Origin of the sequence: Rhodanobacter sp. Soil772, assembly GCF_001428385.1 — a bacterium.
Taxonomy (GTDB): Bacteria; Pseudomonadota; Gammaproteobacteria; order Xanthomonadales; family Rhodanobacteraceae; genus Rhodanobacter.
On the sequence record NZ_LMSK01000001.1, the window covers coordinates 921,662 to 940,026 of the forward strand.

General features: G+C 68.8%; 21 protein-coding genes. 6 read left to right on the forward strand and 15 right to left on the reverse strand.

What is annotated here, in order from left to right:
* Positions 1-2 precede the first annotated feature (2 nt).
* The 13 genes from ASG75_RS04345 to ASG75_RS04405 all read right to left on the reverse strand — a co-directional run bounded on the left by ASG75_RS04345 (position 3) and on the right by ASG75_RS04405 (position 11,442).
* On the reverse strand, positions 3-995 hold the full coding sequence (locus ASG75_RS04345; protein ID WP_056386049.1) for a PIG-L family deacetylase: 993 nt from the start codon (positions 993-995) through the stop codon (positions 3-5).
* Entirely contained in the window at positions 986-1,921 is a 936-nt protein-coding gene (gene holB, locus ASG75_RS04350; RefSeq protein ID WP_056386051.1) for a DNA polymerase III subunit delta', read from the reverse strand. Before holB ends, ASG75_RS04345 begins: the two co-directional genes overlap by 10 nt.
* On the reverse strand, positions 1,918-2,559 hold the full coding sequence (tmk, locus tag ASG75_RS04355; protein ID WP_056386053.1) for a dTMP kinase: 642 nt from the start codon (positions 2,557-2,559) through the stop codon (positions 1,918-1,920). Before tmk ends, holB begins: the two co-directional genes overlap by 4 nt.
* Entirely contained in the window at positions 2,556-3,593 is a 1,038-nt protein-coding gene (gene mltG, locus ASG75_RS04360) for an endolytic transglycosylase MltG (RefSeq protein WP_056386054.1), read from the reverse strand. The genes tmk and mltG overlap by 4 nt, the downstream gene beginning before the upstream one ends.
* The gene (gene pabC / locus ASG75_RS04365; protein ID WP_056386056.1) at positions 3,590-4,417 is read right to left on the reverse strand and encodes an aminodeoxychorismate lyase; all 828 of its coding nucleotides are present in this window, start codon (positions 4,415-4,417) and stop codon (positions 3,590-3,592) included. Before pabC ends, mltG begins: the two co-directional genes overlap by 4 nt.
* Complete coding sequence (locus ASG75_RS04370) at positions 4,417-5,763, reverse strand: aminodeoxychorismate synthase component I (RefSeq protein WP_056386058.1); 1,347 nt, start codon at positions 5,761-5,763, stop codon at positions 4,417-4,419. The genes pabC and ASG75_RS04370 overlap by 1 nt, the downstream gene beginning before the upstream one ends.
* Before the next feature lie 13 nt (positions 5,764-5,776).
* A complete protein-coding gene (gene fabF, locus ASG75_RS04375) occupies positions 5,777-7,015 on the reverse strand; it encodes a beta-ketoacyl-ACP synthase II (RefSeq protein WP_056386059.1) in 1,239 nt (412 codons plus the stop codon).
* Positions 7,016-7,256: 241 nt separating this feature from the next.
* Entirely contained in the window at positions 7,257-7,496 is a 240-nt protein-coding gene (acpP, locus tag ASG75_RS04380) for an acyl carrier protein (RefSeq protein WP_007805185.1), read from the reverse strand.
* Between the two features lie 197 nt (positions 7,497-7,693).
* Positions 7,694-8,437, reverse strand: coding sequence for a 3-oxoacyl-ACP reductase FabG (gene fabG / locus ASG75_RS04385; protein WP_056386061.1), 744 nt, complete (start codon positions 8,435-8,437; stop codon positions 7,694-7,696).
* A 39-nt stretch (positions 8,438-8,476) separates the two neighbouring features.
* The gene (fabD, locus tag ASG75_RS04390; protein ID WP_056387018.1) at positions 8,477-9,424 is read right to left on the reverse strand and encodes an ACP S-malonyltransferase; all 948 of its coding nucleotides are present in this window, start codon (positions 9,422-9,424) and stop codon (positions 8,477-8,479) included.
* 144 nt (positions 9,425-9,568) lie between these two features.
* Positions 9,569-10,543 carry a beta-ketoacyl-ACP synthase III gene (locus tag ASG75_RS04395; RefSeq protein ID WP_056386063.1) on the reverse strand — a complete coding sequence of 325 codons (975 nt, stop codon included), beginning with the start codon at positions 10,541-10,543 and terminating at the stop codon, positions 9,569-9,571.
* Between the two features lie 161 nt (positions 10,544-10,704).
* On the reverse strand, positions 10,705-10,899 hold the full coding sequence (gene rpmF, locus ASG75_RS04400; protein ID WP_056386066.1) for a 50S ribosomal protein L32: 195 nt from the start codon (positions 10,897-10,899) through the stop codon (positions 10,705-10,707).
* 69 nt (positions 10,900-10,968) lie between these two features.
* The gene (locus tag ASG75_RS04405) at positions 10,969-11,442 is read right to left on the reverse strand and encodes a YceD family protein (protein WP_056386067.1); all 474 of its coding nucleotides are present in this window, start codon (positions 11,440-11,442) and stop codon (positions 10,969-10,971) included.
* Positions 11,443-11,626: 184 nt separating this feature from the next.
* Here ASG75_RS04405 and ASG75_RS04410 point away from each other — a divergent pair, with 184 nt between their 5' ends.
* From ASG75_RS04410 to ASG75_RS04435, 6 genes are read left to right on the forward strand one after another with little or no spacing between them, the layout of a single operon-like run.
* Complete coding sequence (locus ASG75_RS04410; RefSeq protein ID WP_056386069.1) at positions 11,627-12,082, forward strand: hypothetical protein; 456 nt, start codon at positions 11,627-11,629, stop codon at positions 12,080-12,082.
* Positions 12,079-12,675: a Maf family nucleotide pyrophosphatase gene (locus ASG75_RS04415; protein ID WP_056386072.1), complete on the forward strand. Its 597-nt coding sequence runs from the start codon at positions 12,079-12,081 to the stop codon at positions 12,673-12,675. Before ASG75_RS04410 ends, ASG75_RS04415 begins: the two co-directional genes overlap by 4 nt.
* A gap of 50 nt (positions 12,676-12,725) precedes the next feature.
* Positions 12,726-13,667 (forward strand): MoxR family ATPase, encoded by a 942-nt coding sequence (locus ASG75_RS04420; protein WP_056386074.1) that lies wholly within the window; start codon positions 12,726-12,728, stop codon positions 13,665-13,667.
* The gene (locus ASG75_RS04425; protein ID WP_056387021.1) at positions 13,667-14,620 is read left to right on the forward strand and encodes a DUF58 domain-containing protein; all 954 of its coding nucleotides are present in this window, start codon (positions 13,667-13,669) and stop codon (positions 14,618-14,620) included. Before ASG75_RS04420 ends, ASG75_RS04425 begins: the two co-directional genes overlap by 1 nt.
* Positions 14,617-16,596 (forward strand): DUF3488 and transglutaminase-like domain-containing protein, encoded by a 1,980-nt coding sequence (locus ASG75_RS04430; protein ID WP_056386076.1) that lies wholly within the window; start codon positions 14,617-14,619, stop codon positions 16,594-16,596. Before ASG75_RS04425 ends, ASG75_RS04430 begins: the two co-directional genes overlap by 4 nt.
* A gap of 48 nt (positions 16,597-16,644) precedes the next feature.
* Positions 16,645-17,232, forward strand: coding sequence for a Slp family lipoprotein (locus tag ASG75_RS04435; RefSeq protein WP_056386078.1), 588 nt, complete (start codon positions 16,645-16,647; stop codon positions 17,230-17,232).
* 63 nt (positions 17,233-17,295) lie between these two features.
* Here ASG75_RS04435 and ASG75_RS04440 read toward each other — a convergent pair whose 3' ends face one another.
* Together ASG75_RS04440 and recR are read right to left on the reverse strand one after the other, a co-directional pair.
* Positions 17,296-17,640 carry a histidine triad nucleotide-binding protein gene (locus ASG75_RS04440; protein ID WP_056386080.1) on the reverse strand — a complete coding sequence of 115 codons (345 nt, stop codon included), beginning with the start codon at positions 17,638-17,640 and terminating at the stop codon, positions 17,296-17,298.
* A 24-nt stretch (positions 17,641-17,664) separates the two neighbouring features.
* Positions 17,665-18,264 carry a recombination mediator RecR gene (gene recR, locus ASG75_RS04445; RefSeq protein ID WP_056386082.1) on the reverse strand — a complete coding sequence of 200 codons (600 nt, stop codon included), beginning with the start codon at positions 18,262-18,264 and terminating at the stop codon, positions 17,665-17,667.
* Positions 18,265-18,365 lie beyond the last annotated feature (101 nt).

The following is an 18,365-nucleotide window of genomic DNA, read 5'->3' on the forward strand; positions in this document are numbered from 1 at the left end:
GGTCAATCGGCCTGCGCAAGACCCGCCGCAGTGCCGCCGGAAGGACCCGACAGCTCGCACCAGCCCCAGTGGTCGAAAATCCACGGCGAGCGCAAGGTCAGCGCCAGCCGCACGAAACACGGACTCCCCACCGGCACCGACAAGTGCAACCGGCCGGACGGGTCGCGCCGCAGCGGCGCGTCGCGCCAACGCCAGCTGTGCGTGCCCGCCGGACCGGCCACGCTGAGCCGCAACCAGGGCCGCAGCCAGACCGGCGGCTGCCACGGCAGAGCCGCCAGCGGCGACGCCAATCCGGCAGGACGTTCGGGGCGGGCAGCCAGGCGCAGCATGCGCTTGCCGCTCAACGCCATCTGGCTGCGATGTTCAGCCAGCGCGGCGCGCTTGCACGCCGATTGCGCCGCCGTGCCATGGATTTCCCGGGAATCGCCGTCGCCGGCGCGACCATGCACGAGGTAGTTCAACAGTGGCGGCGGATCGGCCTGCTCCGCCAGCGCCAGGCGCACCAGCACATGCGCCGCAGCGTGGTCGGGATGGCGGTCGGCCAGCGCCGGTGCCACCACCAGGCTGGGGCCGAACTGGCCGATCGCCGCGGCCAACGCCGATACCGAGGCGCCGCACGACTGCAGCAGCTGATCGGTGACGCCCATGTCCGGCCAACCCAGCGGCTGCAGCGCCTGCGCCGGCACGCCCAGACACTGCAGCGCCTGCAGCATCTCCGCATGGCGGCGCTGTCCCCAGCGCTGGCGATCGGCAACGCGGATGCGCACGCGCCGTTCCAGCCAGCGCTGCGGCCACGGGTTGTTGTCGCCTTCGGTCAGCAGCAGGATCCGCACCTCGCCGCCGGCCGCCCGCACCTGCTGGATCAGCAGGCCGGTCGCGATGGTCTCGTCATCCGGGTGCGGCGCCACCACCAGCAGGCGGGTCTGCGCGGAAAATGCCGGCAACCCGTTCGCCGCGGTCGGCGATGAGCGGGCACCGGTTCCGCTCATCGCCACTGCGCCAGCAGTTCCAGCAGCAGCAGGTCGGCACGCAACGGGCCGCGCAAACCCTCGCGGGTGCGATTGGCCGCGTCGTACCAGTGGCCCAGCGCCTCGACGTCCATCGCGCTGGCCAGCGGCCCGTGGCCGGCTGCCGAGCGCGCCTTGATCTCGTCGGCGGTGGCCTGGGCGGCAAACCACAGCCGCTGCGCCGGTTCGCTGTCCAGCCAGCGCTTGACCACTTCGGTCGGCTGGCCGCGACCGGCGGCCAGCGCGGCCAGGTCCTTGCGCACTTCCTGCCGCCGCTCCAGCGCGCCTTCCCCGGCCCAGGCCCTGGCCAGGCCGGGATTGCCGCCGGCCGCGGCAAGCGCGCCCGCCGCATCGCGCACGCCTTCGACCTGCAGCCAGGTCAGCGCGTCGGCGCTGGCCGGCAGATGGAACTCGATCCGCTGGCAGCGGCTGCGAATGGTCTGCGGCAGGCGCCACGGGGCGTCGGCCAGCAGGATCAGCATGGTCTGCGCGGCCGGTTCCTCCAGCGTCTTCAGCAATGCGTTGGCGGCGGCGGGATTCATTGCGTCGGCCGGGTCGATGGTTGCCACCTGCCAGCCGCCGAACTGGCTGTTCATGGCCAGCCGCGCCGACAGTTCGCGGATCTGGTCGACTACGATCTCGCTGCGCTGCACGCCGTCCTTGCGCAGGCCGAAGCCCAGCGCGACTACATCCGGGTGCGAACCGGCGGCGAGCAGCAGACAGCTGCGGCAGTGCCCGCAGGCATCGCCACCGATCGGCTCGGCGCACAGCAGCCCCTGCACGAAGCGCCGCGCGAACGCGCGCTTGCCCAGGCCCGCAGCGCCGCACAACAGCAAGGCATGCGGCAGCGCATCGCGCTGCCGGCGCGCCTGCAGCCGCGCCCAATGTTCGGCGTGCCCGGGCAATCCGTTCATGCCTGTGCTTCTCCCAGCAGGGCCGCCAACGCCTGTGTCGCAGCCTGCAGGACGGCAGCCGGCGACTGGCTGGCGTCGATCACCCGGAAACGCTCCGGCTCGGCCACAGCACGCTCGCGATAACTCGCGCGCACACGTTCGAAAAAGGCATCGGCCTCGACCTCGATGCGGTCGGCGTCGCCGCGGCCGGCCGCGCGCGCACGGCCGGTCGCCACCGGCAGGTCGAGCAGCAAGGTCAGGTCGGGCTTCACGCCGGCACAGGCCCAGCGTTCCAGTTCCGCGATGCGCGGCGTCGGCTGGCCGCGACCGCCGCCCTGGTAGGCATAGCTGGCGTCGGCAAAGCGATCGCACAGCACCCACTGGCCCGCACTCAAGGCCGGCTCGATCACTTCGCGTACCAGCTGCGCGCGCGAGGCGAACATCAGCAGCAGCTCGGTCTCGGCAGCCAGCCCATGCAGGGCCGGATCGAGCACGATCGCGCGCACCGCTTCGCCCACGGCGGTACCGCCGGGTTCGCGCGTCTGCACCAGCGCGATGCCGCGCCGTTCGACGTGCTCGCGCAAGCCGGTCAGCAAGGTGCTCTTGCCGGCGCCCTCGCCGCCTTCGAGGCTGATGAATTTTCCGCGCGGGGCCGTCATCGGCAACGCTTCCGCTGGTAGCAGTCGACGTTGCGATTGTGTTCCTCCAGCGTACGGGCGAACACGTGGCCGCCGTCGCCGCGCGCCACGAAATACAGCGCGTCGCCGGCAGCCGGGTGCAGCGCCGCCACCAGCGCCGGCTTGCCCGGCAATGCGATCGGCGTCGGCGGCAGGCCGGGCCGGGTATAGGTGTTGTACGGCGTGTCGGTGGTCAGGTCGCTGCGGCGGATATTGCCGGCGTAGTTCGCGCCCATGCCGTAGATCACGCTGGGGTCGGTCTGCAGCAGCATGTGTTCCTCGAGGCGCCGCACGAACACGCCGGCGATCTGCGCGCGCTCCGCCGGAATGCCGGTTTCCTTCTCCACGATCGAGGCCAGGATCAGTGCCTCGTACGGCGTGGCCAGCGGCAGGCCCTGCGCGCGTCCCGCCCACAGCTCGTCGAGCGTCTTCACCATCGCGGCATGCGCGCGCCGGAGGATGTCCAGGTCGCTGTCACCCTTCACATAGGCGTAGGTTTCGGGCAGGAAACGACCTTCCGGCGCTTCGCCGCCGGCGCCGATCTTCTGCATGACCGCGGCATCGTCCAGCGCGGCACTGTCGTGGTTCAACTTCTCGGCCCTGGCCAGCGCCTGGCGCAACTCGCCGAAGGTCCAGCCGTCGACGATGGTGAAATTGCGCTGCAACACCCGGCCGGCCGCCATGTTCGCGAGCAGCTGGCGCGGGGTGATGCCGGGCTCCAGCGCGTATTCGCCGGCATGCAGCTTGCCGGCCACGTGCATCTGCTCGGCCAGCAGGCGCCAGTACAGCGGGTTGGCCGTGCTGAACCCGCGTTGGCGCAACTCGCCGACGATGCCCTTGAAGCTGCTGCCGCGACTGATGTCGATGCTGTCGCCCTGCGTCGCCACGTTCAGCGGGGCCGTGCTGAAGCGGGCAAAGTCGTTCCAGCCATAGACCAGCGCGCCGACTGATGCCAACAGCGCGATCAGCAACAGCATCCGTGGCCATGCGCGCCCGCGCATCGGTTTGTCGCTCATCCGTCCTGCTCCATCGAAAATCCCAAGTCCCGCCAATGTTGCTGCAACCGACGGGTCGTCGCGCCCGGCGCGTAGCTGCGGCCATCCAGCGAACGTACCGGCAGGATGCCGCGCACGCTCGAACTGAGGAAGACCTCGCCGGCACCCAGCAGTGTATCCAGCGTCAGCTCACCGACCCGCGCCTGCGGATACGCCGCCAGCACTTCGGCACGGGCTACCCCGGCCACGCCGCAGCGGTCCAGCGACGGCGTCAGCAGTTCGCCGTCGACCACCGAAAACAGATTGGCCATGGTCGCCGAAATCACCCGCCCGTGGCTATCGAGCAGCACGCCTTCGGCAATCGCCGGATCGTTCCATTCGGCGCGCGCGAGCACCTGCTCCAGCCGGTTCAGGTGCTTGATACCGGCCAGCAGCGGCTGTTCCGCCAGACGAATATCGCACACGCGCATGCGCACGCCTTGCGCATAGACCTCGGCAGCAACCGTCGGTGGCGTGAACGCAGCCACCACTCGCGTCGGTTGCGGCGAGGCCGGCAAGGCGTAGCCGCGTTCACCCAGGCCGCGGGTGACGGTGATGCGCAGCACCGACTGCGGCATGCCCCGGCTGACATCCAGCGCCTCGCGCCACAGCTGCACCGGATCGGGTGCCGGTATCTGCAGGCGCGCGCAACCTTCGGTCAGCCGCTGCATATGGCGCGACCACAGCGGCGCCACCGTGCCGACCAGACGGATGCTCTCGAACAGGCCGTCGCCATAGGCCAGGCCACGATCCAGCGCCGACACCTGCGCCGCCGCCACGCCGTTGACCAGCATGCGCGCCGTCATCAGTCCGGCACTCCCAGCGCGCGCAGCAGGCCGCGCGCCTTGGCGCGGGTCTCGTCCAGTTCGTTGGCAGCCACCGAGTCGGCCACGATGCCGGCACCCGCGCGCAGGCTCACTTCATCGCCGGCCAGGGTCAGGGTGCGGATCAGGATGTTCAAGTCGAGCTCACCGTTGCGATCGAGATAGCCCAGCGCGCCGGTATACGCGCCACGCGGAGCGTCTTCCAGCGCGGCGATGATTTCCATGCAGCGCACCTTGGGGCAGCCGGTGATGGTGCCGCCCGGGAAGGTGGCGGCGATCACCTCGCCGGGCGTCACGTCGGCGCGCAGGCGCCCGCGTACATTGGAGACGATGTGGTGAACGTGGGCGTAACTCTCCACCGCCATCAGCTCGTCGACTTCGACCGAGCCCGGCATGCAGACGCGACCGAGGTCGTTGCGCTCCAGGTCGATCAGCATCACATGCTCGGCACGTTCTTTCGGATGTGCACTCAGTTCGCGGATGCGCGCCAGCTCGTCATCGCCGGGCAGGCGCGGGCGCGTGCCGGCGATCGGCCTAGTCTGCGCCACGCCACCGCGCACCTCGACCAGCCGCTCCGGCGAGGAGCTCACCACCGCCCAGCCCGGCTGTTGCAGCAGGCCGGCGAACGGCGCCGGATTGGCCTGGCGCAGCACCGCATACAGCGACGCCGGCACGGGCGGTTGCGCGTAGCGCGCCCGCCAGGCACGCGACAGGTTCACCTGGAAGATGTCGCCGGCGTAGAGATGCTCGTGGATGCGCGCCACGCCATCGAGGAACCGCTGCGGCGCATCCTCGTCCCAAGCGGTCGGGGCGGCCAGCGGCGGAATCGGCGACGCGGCCGCAAGATCGGCTTCCAGCACATCAAGCAGATCCTCGTGGCCGGCCTCGGCGACCAGGATCGTGCAATCGCGCACGTGGTCGACGATCGCCGCGGCCGGACAGCGCACGGCCAGCGCCAGCGGCAGTGTCGGCGGTGGCCGCAGTTTCAGCGTCGGTTCGATCTCGCCGGCCAGTTCGTACGCCAACAGCAGCACCCAGCCGCCGTGGAACGGCAGCCCGTCGCTTTCCGGCGGCAGGCGCTCGGCCTGCCAGGCGGCATCCAGTGCATCGAGGAAACGCCCTTCCCGTACCACACCCGCGTCATCGCGCAGGCAGCCGTCGGCGTGCAGGGTCAGCCGCTCGCGCGGGAACGCGAACAGGATGTCGTAGCGTGATTGCGCGGTGCCGTGCACCACGCTTTCCAGCAGGCACGGATAACGCTGGGGAAAAGCAGCGGCCGGCGCGAGCAAGTCGCGCCGGCCGTCCAGGATACGGCGATGGCAAGTCACGCCGAGCGATCGGTCAGACGCGGCGGAATGCCAGCGTGCCGTTGGTGCCGCCGAAGCCGAACGAGTTGGAGATCGCCACGTCGACCTTCGCCTCGCGCGCGGTATGCGGCACGAAGTCCAGGTCGCAGCCTTCGCCCGGCTCGTCCAGGTTGATCGTCGGCGGCAGTACCTGATCGCGCAGCGCCAGGATGCTGAAGATCGCCTCGACGCCGCCGGCCGCACCGAGCAGGTGACCGGTGGTCGACTTGGTCGAGCTCATCGCCAGCTTGTAGGCGTGATCGCCGAACACCTTCTTCGCCGCCATCACCTCGCCCAGGTCGCCCAGCGGCGTGGAGGTGCCGTGCGCATTGATGTACTGCACGTCGGTCGGATTGAGGCCGGCATCGTTCAGTGCGGTCTGGATGCAGCGCGCCGCGCCTTCGCCGCCCTCGCTCGGCGCGGTCATGTGGAACGCGTCGCCGCTCATGCCGAAGCCGACCAGCTCGGCGTAGATGCGCGCACCGCGGGCCTTGGCGTGTTCGTACTCTTCCAGCATCAGCACGCCGGCGCCGTCGGACAGCACGAAGCCGTCGCGGTCCTTGTCCCACGGACGGCTGGCCTTGGTCGGCTCGTCGTTGCGGGTGGACATCGCCTTGGCCGAGCAGAAGCCGGCCATCGCGGTACCGGTGGTGGCGAACTCGGCGCCGCCGGCGATCATCGCGTCGGCATCGCCGTACTGGATCATCCGCGCGGCCAGGCCGATGTTGTGCGCGCCGGTGGTGCAGGCGGTGACGCAGGCGATGTTCGGGCCCTTCAGCCCGAACATGATCGACAACTGGCCCGAAACCATGTTGATGATCGAGCTGGGCACGTAGAACGGCGAGACCCTGCGCGGGCCTTTCGCCGCCAGTTCCAGCGTGGTCGCCTCGATCGTGTACAGGCCGCCGATGCCGGCGCCGACCGCCACGCCGATGCGCGGCGCGTTCGCCTCGGTCACTTCCAGCCCGGAATCACGCAAGGCCTGGGTGCCCGCCGCCACGCCGTAGTGGATGAACGGGTCCATCTTCTTGACGTCCTTGAGCGGCATCCACTCGGCCGGATCGAAGCCGCTGACCTGGCCGGCGATACGCGTGGAATAAGCGGAGGTGTCGAAATGGGTGACCGGGCCGATGCCGCTGACGCCCTTGAGGACACGCTCCCAGGCGCTGGCGATGTCGTTGCCGACCGGCGAGATGATGCCCATGCCGGTCACTACCACACGTCGCTTGCTCATGCTGATGTTCCTTACGTGATTGCGTGGATCTGCCGCTGCCGGCAGCCACCTCGTACGGGTCGTGGGGACGTCGCCCGGTCGAGCCTGGCAGGCATCCTGCCCACCATACGGGGTCGGACGTTACAACAAACAGAAACGAAAACTGCGCCAAGATGGCGCAGCGTTCGGTATCGCCGCATGTAACTGGACTGGCCAGCGGGCGCGTGCCAGTCCAAATGCGCGGCGATCAATCCCGGATCGATCAATCCTTGGAGTGGGCCTTGATGTAATCAACGGCCTGCTGCACGGTGGTGATCTTCTCGGCATCTTCGTCGGGAATCTCGGTCTCGAACTCTTCTTCGAGCGCCATCACCAGTTCCACCGTGTCCAGCGAATCTGCGCCCAGATCGTCCACGAACGAAGCGTTCGCCGTGACTTCATCTTCCTTCACGCCCAACTGCTCGATGACGATTTTCTTGACGCGCTCTTCGATGGTGCTCATGTTGCCCATACCTCTCAAGGAGTAATTGATTTGTTTGTGCCGGCGTAAGGCCTGCAAAAGGCCGGCGCATTGTAGTGGCTAAACCGCTAGGCCGCCACGATTCGCCGGTGACACGAGGGCGCGGCCCCCGATGACCGGCGCGAAAGCGCAATTGTCGCCTAAAACGGGGCCGCTGGCGACAACTGCGTCCACATGTCCTACGGCATGTACATGCCGCCGTTGACGTGCATGGTTTCCCCGGTGATGTAGGCCGCCGCCGGCGAGGCCAGGAAACCCACCGCCTTGGCGATGTCCGTCGCCTCGCCCAGCCGCCCCAGCGCGATCTGGCCGAGCAGCGCCTGTTTCGATTCTTCCGGCAGGGCGCGGGTCATGTCGGTGTCGATGAAACCCGGTGCCACCACGTTGACGGTGATCCCGCGACTGCCGATCTCGCGCGCCAGCGACTTGGAGAACGCGATGATGCCGGCCTTGGCCGCGGCGTAATTGGACTGCCCCGGATTGCCGGTGAGCCCGATCACCGAGGCGATCGAGATGATGCGGCCCTTCTTCGCCTTCATCATGCCGCGCATCACCGCCTTGGACGTGCGGTAGACCGAGGTGAGGTTGGTGTCGATGATCGCCTGCCAGTCCTCGTCCTTCATGCGCATCAGCAACTGGTCGCGGGTGATGCCGGCGTTGTTGACCAGGATCGAGACCGCGCCGAATTCCTTCGCGATGCCGTCGATCAGCCCGTCGACCCCCGCGCCGTCGGTGACGTTCAGCACGCGACCGTGGCCGCCATGCGCGGCCAGCCGCTCGCCGATCGCGGCGGCGCCGTTCTCGCTGGTGGCGGTGCCGATCACGGTGGCGCCCATCGCCGCCAGCTCGTCCGCGATCGCCGCGCCGATGCCGCGGCTGGCGCCGGTGACCAGCGCGATTTCACCTTGCAGTGGTTTGCTCATTTGAATCGTTCCTTGCTGAATCGGGAATCGGGGTTGCGCTCACGCCCACTCGGCGCGAGCAGCGTCGAGTTCGGTCGGGGTGCCGATGGCACGTGCCTCGATGCTCTTGTCGATGCGCTTGATCAGACCGGCCAGTACCTTGCCCGGACCGCATTCGGCGATGCGTACGGCGCCGCCGGCGGCCAGCGCCTGCACGCACTCGGTCCAGCGCACCGGCAGGTACAGCTGGCGTTGCAGCGCGCCGCGGATCTCCTCGACCGTGCCATGGCTGCGCGCGTCGGCGTTCTGGATCACCGGAATCGACGGTTGCCGCCAGTCGATCGTGGCCATCCGCTCGCCCAGGCGGTCGGCCGCCCCGCGCATCAGCGCGCAATGTGACGGCACCGACACGGCCAGCTTGATCGCCTTCTTCACACCCAGTTCGGCCAGTTTCGCCAGCGCGCGATCGACCGCCTCGGCGTTGCCGGCGATCACCAGCTGCCCCGGCGAATTGAAGTTGGCCGGCGCCACCACCTGGCCCTGCGCCACGTCCTCGCACACCTGCGCGATCTGCGCGTCGTCGCCGCCGAGGATCGCCGCCATCGCGCCCACGCCGGCCGGCACCGCCGCCTGCATCAGCCGGCCGCGCTCGGCCACCAGCGCCGCCGCGTCATGCAGCGACAGCGCGCCGGCGCAGACCAGTGCGCTGTACTCGCCCAAGCTGTGGCCGGACAGCTGCGCCGGCCGCGCGCCGCCCAGCTTCTGCCACACCCGCCACACCGCCACGCTGGCGGCCAGCAGCGCCGGCTGGGTGTTCTCGGTGCGGTTGAGCTGATCTTCCGGGCCCTGCGCGCTCAGCTTCCACAGATCGACGCCGGCGCCTTGCGAGGCCTCCTCGAACGTGGCTTGCACCTCGGCATGCGCGGCGGCCAGCTCGGCCAGCATGCCGACCGACTGCGAGCCCTGGCCGGGAAAAACGAAAGCGAGCGAAGCGGAAGTGGAACTCATGGATGCGCAGATCCCGTCGACGAAAACCGCCATGGTGCCAGCATCACCGCCCATACGCAGCTGTATTCACCGTTTTTCGGGACACAAAGCACGATGCCGCCCGGGTGGGCGGCATCGCGGAGAACGCTTCGAACGTGTGGCGGTTCAGTAACGCAGCAGCGCCGAGGCCCAGGTGAAGCCGCCGCCGAACGCTTCCAACAGCAGGTTCTGGCCACGCTGCACCTTGCCCGAACGCACCGCGTAATCCAGCGCCAGCGGCACCGAACCGGACGAGGTGTTGGCATGCTTGTCGACGGTCACGATGACCCGCTCCATCGACATGTTCAGCCGCTTGGCGGTCGCCTCGATGATGCGCAGGTTGGCCTGGTGCGGGATCAGCCAGTCGATCTGCGTCTCGTCCATGCCGGCGGCCTGCAGGGTCTCGCCGACCAGCGCGTCGAGCGTCTTCACCGCGACCTTGAACACTTCGCGGCCGGCCATGTTGATGCGCACGCCGTGGTTCGGCTCGTCCTTGAAACCCGCCGACACGCCGACCGGGTTGTACAGCAGGTGCTTGTAGCCGCCGTCGGCATGCAGGCAAGTGGCGTAGATGCCCGGCTCGGCGGACGCCTCCAGCACCACCGCGCCGGCGCCGTCGCCAAACAGCACGCAGCTTTCGCGTTCGGTCCAGTCGACCATCCGGGTCAGCGTCTCGGCACCGATCACCAGCACCTTCTTCGACTGCCCGCTGCGGATGAACTTGTCGGCAATGCCCAGCGCATAGACGAAGCCCGAGCACGCCGCATTGACGTCGAACGCGGCGCAGCCGTTCGCGCCGAGCCGATGCTGCACCAGGCAGGCGGTGGACGGGAAGATGATATCCGGCGTGGTCGTGCCGAGGATGATCAGATCGAGTTCGGACGCCTTGACGCCCGCCGCTTCCAGCGCACGCTGCGCGGCAAGAAACGCCAGGTCGCCGGTGGTCTCGCCGTCGGCGGCGATGTGGCGCTGGCGGATACCGGTGCGGGTGCGGATCCACTCGTCACTGGTGTCGACGATCTTTTCCAGGTCGGCGTTGGTTACCACGCGCTCGGGCAACGCACTGCCGGTGGCGATGATGCGGGAGTAGATCTGGGCCATTCAGCTGTCCATCAACGTAAACGAAGGATTGAACGCCCTGGGCGGCGCCAGCGCAACCGTCCCACGCGGCATTCAGTGTGTCCGTCAACGCAAAACGGCGCGTCGCCGCGCCGTCTCGCCTGACCGAAGTCCGGGAACCCCGCGGGGTTCCGCGAAACCGGTCAATCCTCGACCGACACCGCGCTCTTGGTCTCGATCACTTTCTTGCCGCGATAGTAGCCGTCCTTGGTGACGTGATGGCGCAGGTGCACTTCGCCACTGGTCGGATCGGTGGACAGCTGCACGGTCTTCAGCGCGTCGTGCGCACGACGCATGCCGCGGGTGGACGGGGTACGGCGGCTCTTGGCAACTGCCATGGTAGTTCTCCAACTGAAACTTGATGATCTGTGGCGTCATGACCCGGGTCGGATGACCCGGGTCGGCGGTTACTTCTTCAGTTCGCGCAACACCGCGAACGGACTTTCGGAGTGCCCCTTGCCGGCAGAGTCCGGGTCGTGGCCTGTCACTTCGTCGGGCAGGCTGCTGTCCGGATTGACCGGAATCAGCGGCAGCGCCAACAGCAATTCGTCTTCTATCACATCCGCCGGATTCAACCGGCCATCCTCGGCCACCAACAGCGGCTCGCAATCAGGCGGCAAGCCAGCCTCATCGCGTTCCTGCCTGATCAGGCCAAGCCGGGTATCCACCGCGACCGGCAGCACAAACGGTTCCAGCGTGCGTTGGCAGACCAGGCTCAGCGACGCCCGGGCGCGAACGTCGACGTAGCTGATACCCAGCTCGTCGCGTCCGAAATCCAGCTCGAACTGCAGCAGCCCATCGGCACTTGCCAGCATCTCGCACAGGCGGGACATGGTCGCGATGGGTAGCGTTCCCTCGAACGAACGCCGCGCCGAGACCATGCGCCAAGCGTCCACGGACTCTGGCAGTGTCACGGACATAATCGCGAAATGTTAGGTTCGAAGCCGCCCGAAGTCAACCGGCACGACGCCGGAGCGGCCTCGCCTCGCGCTGGCGGCCGCTTATTTTGCCTGATCCGGCCCCGATGCGGCAGACTGAATCTCCCTGTCGCCTGAGCCACCGCCCTTGAACGCTTATCTGACGCTCGGCACTGCCGTATTGCTGGCGCTGCTGATTGCCCTGGTGGGCACAGCCCTGCTGTTGCGCCGGCGCCAGACACTGCGCGGCAGCAGCCTCAAGACCCTGCTCGATCTGGCCGACCGGCTGGAGACCGACCTGAAGACCTGCCGCAGCGGCCTGCAGCAGGCGCATGCGGTGATGTCGCTCAACCCCGACTTGCCCGCCGCCAGCGAACAGGACGCCCAGCACGCGATCGACGCCGGCCTGCGCGCGCTGTTGCAGCAGCGTTTGTGGATCCGCGACCGTTCGCCGCACGCCAGCCAGCACGAACTGGACGAGGCCGCCGCGTCGATGCGCAGCGCCCGCGACCGCCTGCAACCCCTGCTGAAAGCCCTCGACCAGGCCCAGACCGACCTGAACAGCGCGATGCGCGAACACATTCGGCGCGAGTCGGATACATGATCCCGACTCGCCAACCGCCGCGCATCGTGCTGGGTTCGACTTCGCGCTACCGCGCCGAACTGCTGCGCCGGCTGCTCGCGGACTTCGAACAGGCCGCACCCGGAACCGACGAAACCCCGTTGCCGAACGAGGCACCCGCGGCGCGCGCCCTGCGCCTGGCGATCGCCAAGGCCGCAGCGGTCGCGCGCGACTATCCGGATGCCCTGGTGATCGGCTCCGACCAGGTCGCCGAGCTCGACGGCCTGATCCTCGACAAGCCCGGCACCACCGAACGCGCCCGCGCCCAGCTCGCCGCCAGCTCCGGTCGCGAGGTGCACTTCCATACCGCGCTGTGCCTGCTCGACACCCGCAACGGCCGTCGGCATACCCACGTCGATCACACCCGCGTGCGCTTCCGCGTGCTGGATGCAGCGGAAATCGCCCGCTACGTCGAACGCGAACAGCCACTGGACTGCGCTGGCAGCTTCAAGTGCGAAGGCCTCGGCATCAGCCTGTTCGAGGCGATCGACAACTCCGACCCCAGCGCGCTGATCGGCCTGCCGCTGATCGCGCTGGCGCGGCTGTTGCGCGAAGCCGGCGTCGTGCTGCCCTGAGCGCCGGCTACACTGCCCCTTGACCCACCTTGAGCGAAGAACCCTGCACCATGTCCGCCATCACCCAGCCCCACGACGAACCCCTGCAGCAGCGACTGGATGCCGCGATGGCCCAGGTCAATCGCGTGCTGCTGGGCAAGCCGCGCCAGGTGAAGCTCGCCTTTACCTGCTTGATCGCCGGCGGCCATCTGCTGCTGGAGGACGTGCCCGGCGTGGGCAAGACCACCCTGGCGCACGCGCTGGCGGCCACCTTCGCGCTGGAGTTCCAGCGCGTGCAGTTCACCAGCGACCTGCTGCCGTCGGACATCATCGGAGTCAGCGTGTACGAGCGCGAGACCGGCCAGTTCCGCTTCCACCCCGGCCCGATCTTCACCGGCCTGCTGCTGGCCGACGAGATCAACCGCGCCAGCCCGAAGACGCAGAGCGCGCTGCTGGAGGCGATGGCCGAGGGCCAGGTCACCGTGGACGGCCAGACGCATACGCTGGCACAGCCGTTCTTCGTGGTCGCCACGCAGAATCCGCTGGATCTCAACGGCACCTTCCCGCTGCCCGACTCGCAGCTCGACCGCTTCATGCTGCGGCTGTCGCTGGACTACCCGGATGCCACGGCCGAACGCGCCCTGCTCACCGGCAGCGACCGCCGCGACCTGCTGGCCCAGCTGATGCCGCAACTCGACAGCGCAGCATTGCTCGCGCTGCACCGGCAGGCGCAGGCGATCACCGCCAGCACCGCCCTGCTCGACTACCTGCAGGCCCTGCTCGCCGCCAGCCGACGCCACGCCGACATCCGCGTGGGCCTGTCGCCGCGTGCCGGCCTGGCGCTGCTCGCGGCGGCGCGCGCGTGGGCACTGCTCAGCGGCCGTGGCCACGTGCTGCCGGAAGACATCCAGGCGCTGTTCGTGCCGCTGGCCGCGCATCGCCTGCTGCCGACGCGCGGCGCCAACGGCGACATGCTGGCGCGGCAGCTGCTGGCCGAGGTGGCGGTGGATTGATGCGCGATCTGCTGCAGCGCCTGCAACGATGGGCCGAGCACCGGCTGCCCGCACTCACCCGCTACCGCCGCCCGGAAAGCCTGCCGATCGAATTGCATCGGCGACGCATCTATATCGTGCCGACCGGCTTCGGCCTCGGCTTCTCCGTCCTGCTGCTGGTGATGCTGGTCGGCGCGCTGAACTACGCCAACAACGCCGCCCTGCTGCTCACCTGCCTGCTCGGCGCGGCCAGCGCCGCCAGCATGCTGGTGGCGTTCCGCAGCCTCGACGGCTTGCGCCTGGGTCATATCCGCGCCGGCCATGCGGTCGCCGGCCAACCCCTCGAACTCACCCTGGCGTTCGACTCCCGGCGCCCACGCAACGCCATCCGCGTCGACCTCGGCGACCGCACCCTCGCCTTCGCGCTCGACGGTCGCGCCAGCGCCCAGGTGAAGCTGGCCCTGCCCACCGCGCAGCGCGGCTGGCAGCCGCTGCCGCGGATACGGGTATGGACCAGCTGGCCGCTGGGCCTGTTCCGCGCATGGAGCTGGCTGCACCCCGAACAGTCGGTACTGGTGTGGCCGCGTGCGGAACTGGCCGGGCCGCAGCCGCACGCCCCCGCCGACGACGCCCGCCACATGCGTCTGCATCGCGGCGACGAACTGGCCGCGTTGCGCGACTATCGCGCCGGCGATCCGCAACGACATATCGCCTGGAAAGCCAGCGCCCGCCACGAACACCTGCTGGTGAAGGATTTCGAGCAGCCGCAAAGTCGCCCGCAATGGCAGTTGGACTGGCGCCGGCTGGGCGGACTGGACAACGAGGCACGCATCGCCCGGCTGGCGCGCTGGTTGAACGAGGCGCAGGCTCAGCGTGGCCATTACAGCCTGTGGCTGCCCGGCAACGAAATTCCAGGCGGCAGCGGGCCGCTGCACTACGCGCATTGCATGAGCGCACTGGCGCAACTGCCATGACGCCACCACGGCCAAAATCACCGAGCGAGCGGCCGATCGACGCCCGCGCGTTCGATCTGCTCAGCCTGACCATGGCGCTGGTGCTGGGCCTGCATTCGCCGCACCTGCCGTGGTGGCTCGGCATCGCGCTGGCGCTGATCCTCGGCTGGCGCTGGTGGCAGCGACGGCGCCAGGCCGGGCGGGTGCCGCGCTGGCTCAAGTTGCCGTTGCTGGTTCTGCTGACGCTGGCGGTGATCGTGCAGTACGGCAACATCTTCGGCCGCGAACCCGGGGCGGCGCTGGCAGTCGGCCTGCTGATCCTGAAGCTGCTGGAAACCGAGGCCGCGCGCGACGTCCGCGTCGGCATCAGCTTCGCCTGCTTCGCGCTGATGGCCGCGCTGCTGTTCGATCAGGGCCTGATCGCCACCGTGGTGGTCGCGCTGGGCCTGCTGCCGGCGCTGGCCACCTTGCGCGCGCTGGAACCGGGCCAGCTGCCGACCAGCCTGCCGCGCGCCTTGCTGCCTGGCTTGGCGCTGTCGGCGGCGGCCCTGCCGCTGGCCCTGCTGGCCTTCCTGCTGGTGCCGCGACTGAGTTCGCCGTTGTGGGGCGCCCCTTCCCAGGACCAGGCACGCACCGGCCTCGGCGACAGCATGACGCCGGGCAATTTCACCGACCTGCTCACCGACGATCATCCGGCGATGCGGGTCAGCTTCGACGGCACGCCGCCGCCACCGGATCGGCGCTATTTCCGCGCCTACGTGATGTGGAATTTCGACGGCCGCAGCTGGCGCCATCTCGATCCGCGATACGCCCCGCCACGACAGCCGGCGCCGCTCGAGGTCGCCAGCTCGATCCGCTACCAGATCAGCCTGCAACCCACCCGGCGACGCGTGCTGCCGATGCTGGACGTACCGCTGCAAGCGCCGGCGCAGGCCACCCTGCAAGCCGACCGCGAGGTGATGGCCGACAAGCCGGTCAACGACCAGCTCAACTACGCCGCACGCTCGGCGCTGCAGTACCGGCTGCAGCCTGATCTGGACGAGCGCTCGCGCCGGCTCGGCCTGCGCCTGCCGGCGGATTTCAACCCGCGCACGCACGCACTGGCCGCGCAATGGCGGCAGCGCTACGGCAGCGACGATGCCGCGATCGTGCAGGCGGCGCTGGGCCTGTTCCACGATGGCGGCTTCCGCTACACGCTGGCGCCGGCGCCGCTGGGGCGCAACTCGGTGGACGACTTCCTGTTCGACACCCACGAAGGTTTCTGCGAACACTATTCGTCGGCGTTCACCGTGCTGATGCGCGCCGCCGGCATCCCGGCGCGGGTGGTCACCGGTTACCAGGGCGGCTACTGGAACAAGTACGGCAACTACCTGCTGGTGCGCTATTCCGACGCGCATGCGTGGAGCGAAGTATGGCTGGCCGGACGCGGCTGGGTGCGCGTCGACCCCACCGGTGCGGTGCGCCCGGAACGGGTTTCGCTGGGCGCGGCCGCAGCCGCCGGCGACCAGTTGTCCTGGTACCGCAACGACTGGCTGCAGGGCCTGCGCAATCGCTGGGACATCGTCAACCGCTGGTGGGACCAAGGCGTTATCGGTTTCGATGCGCTACGCCAGCGCGGCCTGCTGACACCGTTCGGTATCCGCGACGCCGATACGGCGACGCTCGGCGTGCTGCTGGCGATCAGCAGCGTGCTGTTCATCGCGATCGGGCTGGCGTGGGCCTTGTTGCGGCGGCAGCCGCGCGATCCGTTGCGCGGCGCGCTGCGCGAGCTGGAGCGGAAGCTGGCGCGCAAGGGCATTGCGCGCCGCCCCGCCGAAGGCCCGCAGCATTACCTGAGCCGCGCCGCCCGCGCGCTGCCGGGTCAACGCGACGAACTGGCAAGCTTGATGAGGAGTTACCTGGAACTGCGTTATGCCCATGACGAACCGCCGACTGAACCATTGCGCGCGTTTCAGCACGCCGTGCGGGATTTCCGTATCGTCAACGTGGTCAAATAAGAGCCGACACGACGGCGCAGGCCGTCGCCCATGTATGGAGAGATCCCCATGTCCCTGTACCGCCCACTGACCCTCGCCGCCGCGCTCGCCCTGCTGGCCGGGTGCGCGACGATTCCAAAACCGCTGGAAGGCACCTATACCGACGTATCCACCACCAGCGCCCAGCAAGGCGGTGCGGGTGGCACCCGCGTGCGCTGGGGTGGCGAGATCATCAAGACCGAACCGGGTCCGCAGCAGACCTGTTTCTATCTGCTGTCGCGTCCGCTGGACAGCCAGGCGCGCCCGAAAGCCGGCAACACCGGCGAGAACCTGGGCCGCTTCGTCGCCTGCCGCGAGGGCTTCTACGATCCGGAAGTGTTCGTGCGCGGCCGCGAGCTGACCGTCACCGGCACGCTGCACGGCACGGTGTCGCAGAAAGTGGGCGAGTTCGACTACGCCTACCCGCGCGTGGAGGCCGACGTGGTCTACCTGTGGCCGAAGCGTCCGATCATGGTGAATTACCCGCCGGGCTTCTATGACCCGTTCTGGGGCCCGGGCTTCGGTCCGTACTGGGGCGGTTACCCCTACTACGGCGGCTACTATCCCCACCGGGTGATCGTGGTGCGGCCGCCTCCGCCGCCCCCGCCGAAGAAGTAAGCGCACACGAAAACGCCGGCTCGAAGCCGGCGTTTTCGTGTGCGGGATGCGGCGCCTCCGTGCTCAGCCCGGTGGCCAGTGCATGCGGCGCCCCGCCAGCAGGTGGACGTGCAGGTGGTACACGGTCTGCCCGCCGTCCTCGTTGACGTTGATCACCGTGCGGTAGCCCTGCTCGGCGAAACCCTCCCGCTTCGCGTACGCCGCCGCAGCCAGCAGCAATTTGCCGAGCAGCTCGGCGTCACCCGCCGTCGCGTCGTTGAGCGTGGCCAGCGGCCGCTTCGGAATGAACAGCAGGTGCACCGGCGCCTGCGGATTCAGGTCGCGGAACGCCAGCACCTCGTCGTCCTCGTAGACGATGTCGGCCGGAATTTCGCGGCGGACAATCTTGCTGAAAATCGTGTCGCTCATGATCGGTTTCCTGAGGGTGATGGCTCAATCGAGCAGTTGCCGCCCGCCGAACGCGTGCGCCAGCGTGCTGCGGTCGACGTATTCCAGCTCGCCGCCCAGCGGTACGCCGTGCGCCAGCCGGGTCGGCCGCACGCCGCCGGCGCGGGCCAGTTGGGCCAGGTAGTGCGCGGTCGCCTCGCCTTCCACGGTGGGGTTGGTGGCGATGATCAGCTCCTCGATTTCGCCCTCGCCCAGGCGCTGGGTCAACTGCGCCAGGCCCAGTTCCTCCGGGCCCAGCCCGTCCAGCGGCGACAGCCGGCCCATCAGCACGAAGTACTGGCCGCGGTAGCCGGTAGCCTGTTCGATCGCCGCCAAGTCGGTCGGCGACTCCACCACGCACAGCACCTGGCGGTCGCGGCTGGAGCTGGAACACAGCGAACACAGCGGCTCCTCGCTGAAGTTGCGGCAGCGCTCGCAACGGCCGATGCGCCGCATCGCCTGCTCCATCACCGCGGCCAGCTTCAGCCCGCGCTCGCGCTCGCGCTCCAGCAGATGGAAGGCCATCCGCTGCGCACTCTTGCCGCCCACGCCGGGCAGGCAGCGCAGCGCTTCGATCAGGTCGGCGAGGAGGGGAGAACCGCTCATTGGACGTCCGGGAATGGGGAATCGGGAATGGGGAATCGCAGGATCAAGAACATAGAGGTGCCGCGCTCCGCTTTTACCATTCCCGATTCCCTACTCCCGAT

Bases quoted from the DNA above. Each gene is read 5' to 3' on its own strand.
- ASG75_RS04425 (WP_056387021.1), top strand. From the start codon at position 13,667: ATGCGCGATCTGCTGCAGCGCCTGCAACGATGGGCCGAGCACCGGCTG.
- fabD (WP_056387018.1), bottom strand. From the start codon at position 9,424: ATGAGTTCCACTTCCGCTTCGCTCGCTTTCGTTTTTCCCGGCCAGGGC.
- ASG75_RS04405 (WP_056386067.1), bottom strand. From the start codon at position 11,442: ATGGTCTCGGCGCGGCGTTCGTTCGAGGGAACGCTACCCATCGCGACC.
- fabF (WP_056386059.1), bottom strand. From the start codon at position 7,015: ATGAGCAAGCGACGTGTGGTAGTGACCGGCATGGGCATCATCTCGCCG.
- acpP (WP_007805185.1), bottom strand. From the start codon at position 7,496: ATGAGCACCATCGAAGAGCGCGTCAAGAAAATCGTCATCGAGCAGTTG.
- tmk (WP_056386053.1), bottom strand. From the start codon at position 2,559: ATGACGGCCCCGCGCGGAAAATTCATCAGCCTCGAAGGCGGCGAGGGC.
- recR (WP_056386082.1), bottom strand. From the start codon at position 18,264: ATGAGCGGTTCTCCCCTCCTCGCCGACCTGATCGAAGCGCTGCGCTGC.
- rpmF (WP_056386066.1), bottom strand. From the start codon at position 10,899: ATGGCAGTTGCCAAGAGCCGCCGTACCCCGTCCACCCGCGGCATGCGT.
- ASG75_RS04420 (WP_056386074.1), top strand. From the start codon at position 12,726: ATGTCCGCCATCACCCAGCCCCACGACGAACCCCTGCAGCAGCGACTG.
- ASG75_RS04415 (WP_056386072.1), top strand. From the start codon at position 12,079: ATGATCCCGACTCGCCAACCGCCGCGCATCGTGCTGGGTTCGACTTCG.
- holB (WP_056386051.1), bottom strand. From the start codon at position 1,921: ATGAACGGATTGCCCGGGCACGCCGAACATTGGGCGCGGCTGCAGGCG.
- fabG (WP_056386061.1), bottom strand. From the start codon at position 8,437: ATGAGCAAACCACTGCAAGGTGAAATCGCGCTGGTCACCGGCGCCAGC.
- ASG75_RS04430 (WP_056386076.1), top strand. From the start codon at position 14,617: ATGACGCCACCACGGCCAAAATCACCGAGCGAGCGGCCGATCGACGCC.
- mltG (WP_056386054.1), bottom strand. From the start codon at position 3,593: ATGAGCGACAAACCGATGCGCGGGCGCGCATGGCCACGGATGCTGTTG.
- pabC (WP_056386056.1), bottom strand. From the start codon at position 4,417: ATGACGGCGCGCATGCTGGTCAACGGCGTGGCGGCGGCGCAGGTGTCG.
- ASG75_RS04440 (WP_056386080.1), bottom strand. From the start codon at position 17,640: ATGAGCGACACGATTTTCAGCAAGATTGTCCGCCGCGAAATTCCGGCC.
- ASG75_RS04435 (WP_056386078.1), top strand. From the start codon at position 16,645: ATGTCCCTGTACCGCCCACTGACCCTCGCCGCCGCGCTCGCCCTGCTG.
- ASG75_RS04395 (WP_056386063.1), bottom strand. From the start codon at position 10,543: ATGGCCCAGATCTACTCCCGCATCATCGCCACCGGCAGTGCGTTGCCC.